Origin of the sequence: Tatumella sp. JGM130, from assembly GCF_018257525.1 — a bacterium.
Taxonomy (GTDB): Bacteria; Pseudomonadota; Gammaproteobacteria; order Enterobacterales; family Enterobacteriaceae; genus Tatumella; species Tatumella punctata.
In genome coordinates, this window is record NZ_JAERJS010000024.1 from 42491 (window position 1) to 57320 (window position 14830).

The window sequence follows — 14830 nt, forward strand, 5'->3', positions numbered from 1 at the left end:
GCGATCCGGCCCGAATGACTTTGTGTATTCTTTTTATAAAGCGCCATTATTCTGCGATGGCGCCGGGGGTGGGCCCGGTCGCTGGCAGGCATTCGCCTGCGGTACCAGACTGATTTCGACACGGCGGTTAAGCGCCCGGCCCTGCGGGGTGTCATTGGTTGCGATCGGACGGCTTGCGCCATAGCCCTGCACCGCAAAACAGCTTTCAGGTACATCCCCGGTGTCACGCATCCAGTCACGCACCGCTTCGGCACGCTTCAGGGACAGCGTCTGGTTCAGTGCCGGCTTACCGGTGTTATCCGTATGGCCCGCCACCACAATCAGCCAGCCGGGTTTGCCCCTGATGCCGACCAGCGAGTTAACCAGCAGTTTGGTGGAGCCGGGCCTGAGATCGAAGCTGCCGGAATCGAACAGCGACATGCTGTCGAGGCGCACAATTTTCGGTACCGGCTTTGGCCCGGGTTTCGGTGGCGGCGGCGGAGGGACATAAGTATCAATCGCCTGCTGAACCGCCAGCCACAGGCGGTTACCTGAATACAGACCGAGCCCGTAACGGTGTGGCTCTCCCTGACGCTGCCAGCGCTCCAGCAACAGAGCATCCTGCTGCAGAGCATGCAGAGCCTGCGATTTCGCAACATAATGATTCATCGGGATAGCCTGCCAGCGCTGAAGGTCGGTGCTGACCCTGCGGATAAGCGACTGGTTATGTCGCACGGAAAGGACAATGGCGCCAAGCACGCATAACAACAGAATCATGACCACCCGACGCCCTGTTTTTCCCCCCTGCAACGGGGTGGTATAGGGGGCCAGCAGAGGGAGTACAGCATCGGCAAAATGCCAGCGAGGTTGATATGCAATCACACGACCGGCAGGAGCTATGCAGGTCCGGCGAAACAATAACTGTGGCCACAGCGCAGCTAGCGAGGTGGATAGCGCACCGAAACGCAGAGTGACAGCAAAGGGCAGTACGGCCGGATACAAACGATCCGCTTTGCCCAGTTCATCCAGCACCACGCAGTGAAGCAGTGATCTCGCCAGTGTCAGATACGGCTGAACAACGGCTGCCTGCAACCACTGCTGCCATTCGCTAAGCATGATGGCTGGTTCTTCATCCGGACACACTAGCGTCGTATTGCCTCGTACCACTATCCACGGCGTTTCCGGACCACTGAATTCGGCATTAAGCACCAACGGAACGTTATAGCCGGTAAGTTCCCGTAACTGCTTCATCTGCAGACGCAGCGCTTTGAGTGACGCACGCAACAACGCCTCATCCTCATGCTGGTCCGGCAGACAGCGGTACATCACGGCGAGCTGGCCTGCCATCGCCGGAGTGCGCGCCAGCAGGCACTCTGCAAAAGAGGTAAGTCCGGTCAGTTCCGCTATCCGCAGATACCAGCCCTGTGCCGTCCCCCTGCATGGGCCGCCCGCAAATATGGCACCATCCACATCACCACAGATCAGCACTACCGGCCCGGTATGGCTTTCTGGCGGGAAGTGACCTGCTTCATCAGCCTGAACAACAGGGCATTTTTGACGGTAACCCTGACGGATAAGCACAGCGGAAATCAGCAGAACGACCAGCGTCAGGACCAGTTTTCCGGTGACCGGCCATGGGATAAATCCCCAGACCAGCCACAGCACCGCGACAAGGCACAGCAATACCGGCAGGGCAGCCCGGAGCAGTGTTCGGCCGCGCATCAGAGGTGCTCCGGCAATTGCTGGTTCAGCAAGTCCTGCAGCCACAGATACCCGCCCAGCCAGACAGCACCAGTCAGGACCACTGCCAGTACCATCCAGAACCAGACGGACCGCAGCAGGGTATAACGACGACCGGTTTTCTGTACGACCAGTGAGCCGCCCGCCTTCGGTGGTGGCACTCGTTCATTCAGGGCTGCTATCACCTCATCACGCTGTGATTGCCCGACACCGGAGAGGCTGTACTGCCCCTGAAACCCCAGAGCCAGCACCCGCTGGTAGCAGACCAGTACCGCAGGCTCCGGCGCGGGCTGTCGCAGCACCTCCGCGATACGATCATATAAGGCCTCGCCCGCTCTCAGAGATCCAAAGTAGACTGCCTGTAGCGGTGCAGAACGCCAGGCTCGCTGTCCGGCATCCAGGGTCATATTCAGTGCATCCTGTCCACTGCTCGCGGATATAATCGCGTCCCTGTTTTCTGGCTGCTGAGCCTCTGGCTTACGGTTCATTACGGTTTCATCCAGCAGGGCGCACTGGGCATAGGTAATGTGATCAATACTTTCTGTACTCAGCCCTGCGCGCTCCAGCGCTTCACGTACACTTTCCACCTGTGCTTTGCAGGCCGCATAAAGCGCAGGGCCGTCCGTTACCTGCCCGCCATGGCGCAGCTGCGCCACCGTGAGCCAGGTCTGTACCATCAGAGCATCAATATCGATAACCTTATTCATGAGCGCAGCACCGCAAACAGTTCAAGTTCCAGTTCACCAAGCAGTGACGGAACGTAGAATACGCACACCCCCTGATCCAGCATTTCGCGGGCCGCCGGACTTTCCATATCCAGTACGAAGTACTGGTTTTCCAGACGCAGCGGCAGTGCAGCAGGCACGCGGCTCAGGGTAATAAGACCAATTCCTTCGACAGCCACACCGGACACCTCGCCAACTTTCGCCGGGGCACCGGCAATACACATCTCTGCGAACCGCCCGGCAATCTGCCACGCGGGTTGATTCGCCCGCACCGAGAGGTAAAAATCTGCTTCATCGCGCAGACGAATATCATGCAATACTGCTTTCCATGTTTGCGGATCCATACGCTCCATTCTGACCGCTACCACACGGGACGGCAGGCTGGCTTCCAGCAGTTGACTGATAAGGTCAAACAGTGGCGGGAAGGTCTGCTCCGGCGTACTGTGGTCGTAACCCGGTATCGCCTCCGGGTCGTGCTCAAGGGAAAACGTCAGCATACTGCCGGCAAGACGAGCCAGCTCGGCCCAGACCTGCTCAGGATGCCTGTCAGGGAAACGTTCATACTCAGAGAGCACCCGGCCATGGGAATTCAGCGCATTCAGCAGCCAGAACAACGACACATCAGCGACCGCAAAATCAGCCATTCTGTCGTTGCTTTCACGACGCATGGACATCAGACGCTGGCGACGGGAACGCAGCTGGCGGTTCAGCAGCGCCAGGCGTTCACACAGACTGCGGCTTGCTGAGAACAGCGCCATTGGCGGGATAAAGTCAGGATCCTGACGCCACCCCCCCTGCCCGTCCCGCAACAGACGGGCAACAGCGCAGGTATCCCATGCGCTATTGTCTTCATGTCCGAAACGGAATGTCAGATTAAAGCGGGCAACCGCCACCGACTCTTCTTCCGGACCAAAATGATCGGCGATCGTCTCCCAGGCTTCCCGATAGCGCAGCGGGCGCTCTGCCGGTACCTTGTCCGTTTGCACATTGACGATCCCGGCCTGCATCACCGGTAACGCCACATACACTGTCACCGGGACATTACTGGCAGACGCCGGTGTCTCAATTTCACGCGGCTCCGGTGGCAGATCGCTGAACCGGGTGTCAATCAGCGTGTCATCCGGGAGCCAGAGACGCAGTGACTGCGCCCGGATCCGCCCGGAGGCCAGCATTGCTTCATCCAGCTCAACCCGGCCAACACCCCAGGGAAAGGTACTTCCGCGGGCGGCAATACCCGCCCGCGAAAATGCATCCCATTCAGACTGCTGCTGGAATTGTTGCGGGGCCAGAAGCGCCCCTTCATTCCACAGCGGACGGTAAATTTTCATCCCTGATTTCACCTCGTGTTACGATTTTGCTTTCGGCATCCGCGAAACCAGTGACAGGCTGACATCCATCCCTTCCACCTGGAAATGAGGGACCGCATACAGCTTCACGCGGAAGAAGCCGGGGTTGTCTTCGATATCTTCGACCACCACTCTGGCATCCCGTAACGGATGAGAGGCCTGCAGTTCGTCACCCGGGTCGGTCATTTCCGTCACCAGACTGCGCACCCAGCTGTTAAGTTCTAACTCCAGCAGACGCCGATCTTTGGTGGTTCCGATATTTTCACGCTGAATAAGCTTCAGGTAATGGGCGATACGCGATAGCAGGAAGATATAGGGCAGCCGGGCATTGATACGGCTGTTGGCCGTGGCGTCAGCCGTATCATAACTGGCGGGCTTCTGGGCTGAGTTGGCGCTAAAGAAGCAGGAGTAGTCTCTGTTTTTATAGTAGGACAGCGGAATAAACCCCAGACTGGCAAATTCGAACTCGCGGGTTTCCGGGATCATCACTTCTGACGGGATCTTCACCTGATTGCCGGTACCCAGATCATAAAGATGGATTGGCAGATCCCGGACAGCACCACCAGCCTGCGGACCACGAATTTGTACACACCAGCCATTACTGATAAAGCTGCGTACCATGTTAGCCGCGAAAGCAAACGAGGCATGGGTCCACAGGTATTTATCGTGATCCGGGCCTTTCACTTCCTCGACGTAGTTGAAACTGCGCACCGGTACAGTATCCGGACCATAAGGCAGCCGGCCCAGTACGCGTGGCATCACCAGTCCGATATAGCGGGCATCGTCCGTCTCGCGGAAGGATTTCCACTTAATGTATTCAGCACGGTCAAAGTAGTTACCGATATCTTTGATCGCCGCGACATCTTCCATCGACTCTTTGAGGAAAAATGCCGGGCCTGCGGAGCCGATAAACGGCATATGTGCTGCGGCAGACACTTGCGAGATATTGCGCAGCAGCGTGATATCCTGAGCGGATGCATCAAACTGGTAAGCGGAAATCAGCGCCGCTATCGGCTCTCCTCCCGGGGTATCATACTCATCAATATAAGTCTGTTTATACAGGCCGCTGTGGATGATTTCCGGGCTGTCCTCAAAGTCCTGACGCAGGTCTGCTTTGGACATATCCAGCAGTTCCACTTTTACATTCTGACGGAAATCGGTTTTGTCGATAAGGGATTTCACGCCGCGCCACAGACTTTCCACCGCCTGAAAGTCTTGATGGTGCATCACCGCATCAAGCTGACGGCTTATCCGCCCGTCCAGCTCAGCGATATGATGGTCAATCAGGTTTTTGTCGAGCTTTTCAACCTTTGAGCCCGATGTTGCCAGACACTCCAGAAAGACCTGCATACCGGCCGTTAATCGTTCATCCACCGTTGCTTCTGACATTACCTGCGCATCCTGCCAGATATCCAGTGCGCTGAGCCCCGGGACCGGGTGCAGATTGATTTTTTCAAACAGAGACGCATAAACCCCGCCGGTCGCCGGCGCGTCGGTCACCACACTTTCGCCACCCGCGGCATTCTCATTGTTTACAGACATCAGCATCTTCCTTAATTAATCGGTGAGATCATCGTGACCGTTATGGCTGTTTGGTTGCCAGAGCTGCAAGTTCGGATCTGAGTTCTGCACTTAACGCCGGATCACGCATAATTTTTTCCAGTTCTTTGCGGAAGTTCTGGTTGTCCAGCAGGTTAGCTTTTAAATCACGAAGTAAATTGCGCATGGAAAGCATGGCTTTCAGCTGAGGTATTTGCCGGGAGACCTGCTCCGGAGTGAAGTCGTTGATGCAGCGGAAGGTCAGGCTGATGTTGTCTTCGCTGCCGTCATCAGCAAGCGTATTTTTAACCGTCAGACTGACTTGCGGGGAATATTCAGAAAGCACAGCGTCAAAGTTATTTTTGTTCAGATTCACTTTTTTGCGCTCAGACAGTGGTGCCGATTGCCGGCCATGACTGAAGTCGCCCGCCACCAGTAATTTCAGAGGAAGTTCAGTTTTCTTACCTGCGCCCCCCGTATGCAGATCAAGCCTGAGATTAATACGTGCCTTCGGCACTTCGTTCTGGAAACTGTCAGCCATTTCATCATCCCTCGTTTTATCGCTGTGCACACTTTCAGACTAAAGTAATTTACACCCGATGGCAGAATAATGATCTAACCAAGATCAAATATACAGATCTTTAATTCGCACAAAGTTAATAACTAAGAATTTTACACCAGATATTAATGACGGATTACGCTGATACACCAGAAAGCCGAACTACTGGAAATGCAGTAAGCAAATATTTATATCGAAATAGTTAAAATGGACGGTTAGTTATTAAACAATTAATCTTCAGTTGATTAAAATCAATACACTGGGGATAAACATATCAATCCATAATGAAATAATGGCTTCAGGACGGAAGGTAATAACAGAAAGGGCTCAGATTCCCCGGAGGCTATGCCCGGGTTAAGGGTGAGAAACATGGTGAAAGGCATTAACTGGGTGTCAGGGGCATCAGCCGATTATGTCCTGACAGAGAACAATTGATCAGCTGCCACTAATTCTGATGCTTCTGCAATCGTACTCATAAAAACGGCCATTAATAAGCAGAATGATGCGGAATGTTTACAATCGAATATTTTTCACAAAGGGGAACACATATGGCGTTCAGATCACCTGAACTGGTCGATGAACCCACTGACATCACTGCCCGGGAAGGCCGGATGCAAGGGGATACAATATCCGGCGGTAACCCGCCCTGCGGGTTCTTATGCCGGTCACAGGGTAATGGCATAGCAGAAAACACACATACGAAAAAGGCCATGCTAATCAATAGCATGGCCTCAAATAGTGGCGGAACGGACGGGACTCGAACCCGCGACCCCCTGCGTGACAGGCAGGTATTCTAACCAACTGAACTACCGCTCCGCTTCATTCCCCGTCGGGAACGAGGCGAATATTAATAGGGCAGCCTGATTACGTCAATGGTTTTTCTACAGCAATCAATGTGTTTGCCGTTTTTTTGGCCTTAAAGGCGATTTATCCGCCAGAAATGATGTTTATACTCGCCATAAACAACTTCCGCCTTTCTTTAATACCAGATCAAGCCGGGACTCATGAGCAGCAATTTCACCGGCATCAGCCCGGATAACCCGTAAACCACCATCAGCCTGTACCTCACGGTGGGTAATCCCCCCGGTATTATTCTCCGACGAGTCTGTATCCGAAGAAAATGTCAGAGATGTCTGACCACCGGTCATGGCCAGATAGACATCCGACAGGATTTCGGCATCAAGCAATGCGCCGTGCAAGGTTCGTTTTGTGTTATCAATATCGAACCGTGAACATAAAGCATCAAGACTGTTCCGCTTACCGGGGAACATCTTACGTGCCATCAACAGGCTATCGGTTATCTGGCAAAAAGTTTCTGTTTTTTCCAGCCCGCGGTTGAGTTTAGCAAACTCATAATCCATAAAGCCGATATCAAACGATGCATTGTGGATAATCAGTTCTGCACCATGGATGTAATCCAGAAACTCATCAGCAACCTGAGAAAAAGCCGGCTTATCCAGCAGAAACTCATCGGAAATACCATGTACCCCGAATGCTTCAGGATCCACCAGCCGGTCAGGTTTCAGGTACACATGGAAGTTGTTGCCGGTCAGACGGCGGTTAATCACTTCCACTGCACCTATTTCAATGATGCGATGCCCTTCATAATGCACCCCGATCATATTCATACCGGTGGTTTCTGTATCAAGGACGATTTGGCGGTTTTTTACTGTGCTCATAGGGGCCGTTTATGTCAGACTTGGATTTTTCACAACAGGAAGTCTACCAGAGATGCGCAAACAGGTAGAAATTTTCACCGATGGTTCTTGCCTGGGTAATCCCGGGCCCGGCGGTTATGGTGCAATTTTACGCTACGGAAAACACGAAAAAGAGTTCAGTAAAGGCTATCGGCTGACGACAAATAACAGGATGGAATTAATGGCGGCAATTGTTGCCCTGGAAGCATTAACCGAAGCCTGTAACGTCACAATAAGTACCGATAGCCAGTATGTTCGTCAGGGCATTACCCAGTGGATTGTTAACTGGAAAAAACGCGGCTGGAAAACAGCAGACAAAAAGCCGGTGAAAAATGTTGACCTCTGGCAGCGTCTTGATCAGGCATTACAAAATCACAAAATTGACTGGCAGTGGGTCAAAGGACATTCCGGCCATCCTGAAAACGAACGCTGTGATGAGCTGGCCCGCCAGGCAGCAAATGTCGCTGACCAGGAAGACAGCGGTTATTCGCCAGTATCATGAGTTTTATTTTCAGATAACTGACGGGTGACATTAACGGCTGCACGGATCCCCGGGGCGCGGGCAACAGACTGATTTTTATTCAATATCAGCGGATAGGTCCGCTTGCGCGCGACAACGATATTGACTGCCCCGATCGCAGGCAGGTGGGTACTGATAATATTACCTCCCTGCGGTTTCCAGGGGATAACCTGGAAGCCACTGCGGAAAATTATTTCGTAATTAAGAATACTCAGCCAGTCAATCAGCCGCCCCTTACTGAACATACGTCCATTCCACGGAATACGGTGACGAAGCCCGGGAACCAGTTTTCCCAGTCCTATCAGGCTGTAAGGGTTAAAGCCGCTAAGAATGATCCAGCCATCATCCGCCAGAACCCTGTCAGTTTCGCGTAATACCTGATGCGGATCCTGACTCCAGCTCAGGGTATGAGCCAGTAAACAGGCATCCACTGATTTGCTGAGGAAAGGTAAGCGGGTATCTTCAGCAATAACCCCTCCGCCCTCACCTGACAGACTGACATTGACCTGATGGCTGATAGCACAACTGCTGGTATCAATTTTGCCACTCAGAGTGCCGATTTTAAGCAGGTGTGTACCATACAATTTCCCGAAGTATGGCTGCAGATGATATGTCAGTGCATCATGAAAATAACTGCCCCAGGGCATATCCTGCCATTCTTCAGGCGCAATAAGAGTTTGACGTGTTTTCGCAGGCTTCATATTTTACCATCACTAAAACATTCAGGATTATGAGAGGCGCGTATGAATCTTCCCCGTTTAAATCTTACCAGTGTTCCGGCCCTCAGAGATAATTACATCTGGATGCTGAACACTCCGGCAGGGCAATGCATTATTGTGGATCCCGGAGAGGCACAGCCGGTACTGGACACTATAACAGCAAATCAGTGGCAGCCAGTGGCTATCTTACTCACCCATCATCACAGTGATCATGTCGATGGTGTCGCCGGATTACTCGGCAAGTGGCCACAGCTGGCGGTCTACGGTCCTCAGGAAACTCAGGCTAAGGGTGCCAGCCATATTGTCAAAGGCGGGAGTTCAGTCACATTACTGGGCTATGAGTTTACTGTCTTCGATACTCCCGGCCATACCCTGGGGCATGTCTCTTATTACACTCAGCCTTATCTGTTTTGTGGTGATACGCTATTTTCAGGAGGCTGCGGGCGGCTTTTTGAAGGAACGCCACAACAAATGTACCATTCATTTCAGACCATTAATCAGTTACCTGCAGATACCCTGGTCTGCTGCGCCCACGAATATACATTATCGAATCTTGCCTTTGCACTGGAAGTGTTACCACAAAACCAGCAGATTCGCTCTTATTACCATGATATTAAGCAGTTACGTGATAAAAACTGCATTAGCTTACCTTCGACGCTGGCGAAAGAACGCGAGATTAATGTTTTTCTTAAAACCCATGATATTGATTTACAAAGGAATATATTGCCTGACATAAGTTTACCTGAAGAATGGCAGGTATTTTCTGCCCTGCGCCTGAAGAAGGATAACTTTTAACTTTTTTTATTGTGTTGTGCCATCACGTCACGTATGATTGTTCGTCTTTTAATCTACTATCAACGATGACACACATAATGAAGGCTAAAGCGATATTCTTCGCCTCGGTCTTGCTGATGGGATGTCAGGCATCAGGGAAAGATGCTGATATACCTGTTCAGCATGCACAGAGTCTGTCTTCGGCTGGTCAGGGAGAAAATGGTAAGTACGGAGAGCGGATGTTGTCACCGCGATGGCAGGATGATGGAACGACTATCGCACAGGACAACAACCTCTGGGTTACCATTAGTGACGAGTTGAAGATGGGGATTCCGGATAATAACCGGATCCGTGAGCAAAAAAATAAATACCTGAAAAATAAGAGCTATCTCCACGATGTAACATTACGGGCTGAACCGTATATGTACTGGATTGTCGGACAAATACAGCAACGTAAAATGCCGATGGAACTGGTACTGCTACCCATAGTGGAGAGCGCTTTTGATCCGCATGCAACTTCTGCAGCTAACGCCGCAGGCCTTTGGCAGATTGTTGCGAGTACGGGTCGGAATTATGGACTGAAACAAAACCAATGGTATGACGGACGGAGAGACGTAGTCGCTTCTACCCGTGTGGCCCTGGATATGTTGCAACGCCTTAATAAAATGTTTAACGGTGACTGGCTGTTAACTATTGCTGCTTATAACAGTGGTGAGGGGACAGTGATGAAAGCGATTAAACAAAACAGGGCGAAGGGTAAACCGACGGATTTCTGGCACCTGTCGTTGCCAAAAGAAACAACGGTTTATATCCCTAAAATGCTGGCATTAAGTGAAATTCTGAAGAACAATCAGCGCTATGGTGTACGATTACCTGCGCCGAATGAAAGTCGTGCTCTGGCTCGGGTGGAGGTTGGTCAGCAAATAAAACTGACCCAGGCTGCTGAGATGGCTGGCATTTCCGTATCGCGGCTCAAAAGCTATAATGCCGGATATAAAAAGGGGGCTACTGCGCCACAAGGTCCTCAGTACATTATGGTACCGAAGTCTCATGTTGAACGTCTGGAAATGTCTCTGGCGTCCACCGAGATTAAGGCAATTCAGCCAGAATTAATGGCGGATAATAGTACTGTCAGCAGATCACAAAGTTACAGAGTTCGCCGCGGTGATACGCTGTCCACGGTTGCAGCAAAAACCGGGATCAGTATGAGCACACTGAAATCACTGAATAACCTGCGTACCGCCAGTCTGAAAGCGGGCCAGACTCTGAAACTGGGCACCGCGACGGCAAAAACCACTCAGCTGGCTGATAATGGAAACAGCATCACCTACAATGTTCGTAAGGGTGATTCTCTTTCCAGCATCGCCGCAAGACACGGTGTGAATATCAAAGATGTTATGCGCTGGAATGCGCTGCTATCTGATGAGCAATCCCTGAGACCGGGCGATAAACTGACACTCTTTGTGAATAATAGCTAAAGATACCACTGAAAAAGGCTGACCGCGGTCAGCCTTTTTTGTACCCATGACCCGTCGTATTAAAATGAGAACTCGGCCTGCAAAGGGTTATGATCGGAAGCCGTCGTTTCCAGTACTGATGCCTGACTGAGTGTCATATTACGGTAGAAGATAAAATCCAGTGGGCGTCCGAACGCTTTACGCCGGCAGTCTTGAGTAAACATCACTTCCCGCAGTTTAAGCTGACGCATAAACTGATAAAGAACACGAATCCTTTGCCGGCTCCAGGCATTAAAATCTCCGGCCATTAATACCGGTCCGTTATGATGTTGTATCTGCTCGCCAATCACAGCCAGTTGCTTACGGTAGATATCAATGCCCAGGCTAAAATTCACCGCATGAATATTGACCACCATCAGCATCCGGCCATCAGGCAGAGGGTAAGCAGTAACTAATGCCGACTTCGCCAGACGGAGAAGCGGTTCACGCTCCCGCAGCGGACAACAGTAGACAGCGTGTGCCGACGCCAGGGTCATAACTCCGGAAGGATGCTGGGGTAATACCAGGGCCGGAACCTGATCGGCAGCAAGATAATGGCTGGTTGCAAACTGAATCAGTTCCGGGGTGGTTTGTGCTTCCTGTAATAACACCAGATGAGAATGTGCCCCGAAATTTTTCAGGACTGTCTGCCATTCTGCTCGTTGCTGTTTGAAAATATTCCACACCACAACTTTGAGCTTCGGCCCGGTAGTCAGAGGTACACCAGCAGGCATCGCCTGGCCAAGATGCAATAAGGCGGCCGGAGGAAATGTTCTTTCCACCGGCTGGCCTGCAACATATCTCATGGCATAGGTTTTTTTCTGCACTTTAGTGTCTGCTCTCTTCACCGCGGAAAACGTCTCTCTCTGTTATAGGGACTTTATGCCCTGGTTTCAATCAGCAGGTACTGATCCCGACGTGCCGGCACACATAATATCCGCTTTTCCCGCCCCCTGATAAAACACTTTGGCCCTGCCTGTGACTTTTATCTGCCCGGAGAACATTATCGGCGTGCATGTTACCGCAGTCCTTACCACTGATCATTATCAGGTTAAGTATCGGTGGTATATCAACGGCAGGGCTTATTTCCCCGCTATTTTTATCGCGCTGATTATTAACTTTTCAGAGTAAATCAGGTTATTAAACAGGTTACTCGGGTACCTCCGGAAGGTTGCGAGTTTACTCACTAATTCGTGTATCCACCATAGACGGGTAAGATCAATCATCTGCATATATATGTAAGGAAATATCATACATTGTGATTCGTGGAACAACTATTATTACACCTAAGGATGAGGCGCATAATGAGGAAATAATGCCACTTTATCTGTACCGGCACCAGCCAGGAAGACACGGGTAATAATATAATTAACCTGCCAGACGGACTACACAGGCTTTGATACACAAGGGCACGCCCCGGACTACCCCTCCGGAAAATTAATAACGAAATAGCCTCTCCTGCAAAAAAAATAAATATTCATCAGCTAGTAAAAATAATGTCCATCGGGATGAAAACCCAGAGAACTCAATCATAAAAAATAAAATAACACACAAGAAAAAACAATACAGAATAACAGCCTCACCTCCTGATAAAAATCACGAAAAAAACACCATAAATCATGGCTAAAAATATAAATATTTCATAACTAAAAACAGCTGTTATATAGAAATATCACCCTCAGAAATTCCAGTTATATATTTCAATCAAAGAGTGAATTATAGAGATATCCTCTGAATATCATCAAAAACTGTGATATCAATCATAAAAAAATGACATCATGGACATCAGCTGTTATAGCTTTATCTATTGATTTTTAATTTCTATATGTTTTTTGAGTATGAGGAGACTATCAAACCACGCTATATAAGATACTTCCCCCCTGCCTGGCAGGCCTTAAATTACTCTTCGCAAGGATAATTCGCACACCACACTAACAACAAAAAAGGTAATTATGACTCAATCTAACCCTCAGATAAAAAACACCTCCCCGGAGACTTCACAGACCGACAATAATACAGGTAATCAGGACGACAGCAGCAACAGTTATTTTCTCAGTGCAGATGCATTTCTGTTAACCGCCACAGGTATCGCTGCTATTGCCGGTTTTCTCTATGGGTATGATACCGGTATTATTTCTGGTGCCCTGCTGCAAATTACTCATGATTTTTCACTTTCAGCCCATGCTCAGGAACTGGTTACCAGTGCCATTCTGGTAGGTGCGGTAATAGGTGCTCTGGTATGTGGAAAAATTTCGGCAGCGATTGGCCGCCGTTATACGGTAATGGCTGTGGCCGCAATATTTGCTATCGGGGTTCTGGCATCAGGCTGGTCAGATTCAGCTATCACCCTGGCACTGGCACGTATTGTGCTCGGCTTTGCCGTTGGCGGGGCTTCGCAGATTGTACCGGTATACATTGCTGAGCTGGCTCCGCCCCATAAACGTGGTCGTCTGGTGACCTTTTTCAATATTTCCATTGGCGTCGGAATACTGACTGCCGGGCTGGTCGGTGCATTCCTGCAGGATATATGGACATGGCGCACAATGTTTTCTGTTGCGGCCATACCGGCACTGATCCTGATGTTAGGTATGTTACCGCTTCCGGAAAGCCCGCGCTGGCTGGTCGGTCAGAAACGAACTAAAGATGCACGTATTGCACTTAATATGGTCCGTGAGACTGACCGGGAAGTCCGTCATGAGCTAAGAAATATTCAAAAAGTACACGATAAAGTAGAACGGAAATCGATTACCGGGTGGAGAGATTTAAAACAGCCCTGGTTACGACCGGCTCTGTTTGCCGGACTAGGCGTTGCGGCATTTACTCAATTATCAGGTATTGAGATGATGATTTACTATACGCCGACGTTTTTAACCGATGCCGGGTTCAGCCGCAGTGCAGCATTACATTCGGCATTAGGTGTGGCTGTGATTTATCTGGTGCTGACTATCTTCGGAAAACTGGTGGTTGATCATATTGGACGCAGAACTCTGACTCTGTGGATGATGCCTGGTGCGATCATTAGTTTATTATTACTGGGGACAGTATTTGTTATGAATAGCCATGGAGGTCAACATCGCTGGCTGGTCGTTAGCTGCCTGTTTGCCTTTATGGTATTTAATTCCGGCGGTATTCAGGTTATTGGCTGGCTGATTGGTTCAGAAGTGTATCCCATGGGGATCAGGGAAAAAGCGACCAGTTTACATGCAGCTGTACTGTGGGGCTCTAACTTGCTGCTGACAGCCACGGCATTATCTCTGGTAAATATTCTCGGGATTGGCGGAGCGATGTGGTTTTATGCTCTGCTTAACTTTCTGGGATTTTTATTTATTTACTTTTTTGTACCGGAAACCAGGGGTCGTTCACTGGAAGATATAGAAATATCACTGAAAGAAGGACGTTTTTATCCTAAAAAGAAACAGGTCAGCAATATAGCCGAAGGCTCTTCTGCCCGCTCCTGATCCTGTCATTATGCCTGTAAAAAGTCTCCCGCCTGAGCGGGGGACTTTTTGTTATTCCCCGACACAGATAATCACAGAAATTCAGGGTAATATTAGCGTGTACGCCAGAGATATAAGTAAGGAATTTCAGGCAAAAAAAAACCACACAATATATTGTGTGGTTTCTTTAAAGCATATTAATATCATATGCACTTTTATTAAGTGGCGGAACGGACGGGACTCGAACCCGCGACCCCCTGCGTGACAGGCAGGTATTCTAACCAACTGAACTACCGCTC

12 protein-coding genes and 1 tRNA gene are annotated in these 14830 nt (G+C 50.2%); 4 read left to right on the plus strand and 9 right to left on the minus strand.

The annotated features are described in order from the left end of the window. Positions 1-33 precede the first annotated feature (33 nt). The 7 genes from JK211_RS11920 to dnaQ form a co-directional block, all read right to left on the minus strand. Positions 34-1701, minus strand: coding sequence for an OmpA family protein (locus JK211_RS11920; RefSeq protein WP_212708903.1), 1668 nt, complete (start codon positions 1699-1701; stop codon positions 34-36). Further along, positions 1701-2426 carry a type VI secretion system protein TssL, short form gene (gene tssL / locus JK211_RS11925; RefSeq protein ID WP_212708904.1) on the minus strand — a complete coding sequence of 242 codons (726 nt, stop codon included), beginning with the start codon at positions 2424-2426 and terminating at the stop codon, positions 1701-1703. The genes JK211_RS11920 and tssL overlap by 1 nt, the downstream gene beginning before the upstream one ends. Beyond that, a complete protein-coding gene (tssK, locus tag JK211_RS11930; RefSeq protein WP_212708905.1) occupies positions 2423-3772 on the minus strand; it encodes a type VI secretion system baseplate subunit TssK in 1350 nt (449 codons plus the stop codon). Before tssK ends, tssL begins: the two co-directional genes overlap by 4 nt. Before the next feature lie 18 nt (positions 3773-3790). After that, positions 3791-5338 (minus strand): type VI secretion system contractile sheath large subunit, encoded by a 1548-nt coding sequence (gene tssC / locus JK211_RS11935; RefSeq protein ID WP_212708906.1) that lies wholly within the window; start codon positions 5336-5338, stop codon positions 3791-3793. A 34-nt stretch (positions 5339-5372) separates the two neighbouring features. Continuing rightward, the gene (gene tssB, locus JK211_RS11940; protein WP_212708907.1) at positions 5373-5870 is read right to left on the minus strand and encodes a type VI secretion system contractile sheath small subunit; all 498 of its coding nucleotides are present in this window, start codon (positions 5868-5870) and stop codon (positions 5373-5375) included. Positions 5871-6627: 757 nt separating this feature from the next. Then, positions 6628-6704 (minus strand) — tRNA-Asp (locus JK211_RS11945). Between the two features lie 131 nt (positions 6705-6835). Then, positions 6836-7567 carry a DNA polymerase III subunit epsilon gene (dnaQ, locus tag JK211_RS11950; RefSeq protein ID WP_212708908.1) on the minus strand — a complete coding sequence of 244 codons (732 nt, stop codon included), beginning with the start codon at positions 7565-7567 and terminating at the stop codon, positions 6836-6838. Between dnaQ and rnhA the strand changes: the two genes are divergently transcribed. Continuing rightward, positions 7521-8087 (plus strand): ribonuclease HI, encoded by a 567-nt coding sequence (rnhA, locus tag JK211_RS11955; protein WP_212708909.1) that lies wholly within the window; start codon positions 7521-7523, stop codon positions 8085-8087. The two genes, dnaQ and rnhA, sit on opposite strands and share 47 nt — an antisense overlap. Here the strand turns inward: rnhA and JK211_RS11960 are convergent. Continuing rightward, positions 8069-8806: a class I SAM-dependent methyltransferase gene (locus JK211_RS11960; protein WP_212708910.1), complete on the minus strand. Its 738-nt coding sequence runs from the start codon at positions 8804-8806 to the stop codon at positions 8069-8071. The two genes, rnhA and JK211_RS11960, sit on opposite strands and share 19 nt — an antisense overlap. Before the next feature lie 42 nt (positions 8807-8848). Between JK211_RS11960 and gloB the strand changes: the two genes are divergently transcribed. Continuing rightward, a complete protein-coding gene (gene gloB, locus JK211_RS11965; protein WP_212708911.1) occupies positions 8849-9619 on the plus strand; it encodes a hydroxyacylglutathione hydrolase in 771 nt (256 codons plus the stop codon). A gap of 77 nt (positions 9620-9696) precedes the next feature. Further along, complete coding sequence (mltD, locus tag JK211_RS11970; RefSeq protein ID WP_212708912.1) at positions 9697-11076, plus strand: murein transglycosylase D; 1380 nt, start codon at positions 9697-9699, stop codon at positions 11074-11076. A gap of 59 nt (positions 11077-11135) precedes the next feature. Here mltD and JK211_RS11975 read toward each other — a convergent pair whose 3' ends face one another. Beyond that, positions 11136-11921, minus strand: coding sequence for an endonuclease/exonuclease/phosphatase family protein (locus JK211_RS11975; RefSeq protein ID WP_212708915.1), 786 nt, complete (start codon positions 11919-11921; stop codon positions 11136-11138). 1071 nt (positions 11922-12992) lie between these two features. Here JK211_RS11975 and JK211_RS11980 point away from each other — a divergent pair. After that, positions 12993-14552, plus strand: a complete 1560-nt coding sequence (locus JK211_RS11980; RefSeq protein WP_343876833.1) for a sugar porter family MFS transporter — start codon at positions 12993-12995, stop codon at positions 14550-14552. The last annotated feature ends 278 nt before the right edge of the window (positions 14553-14830 follow it).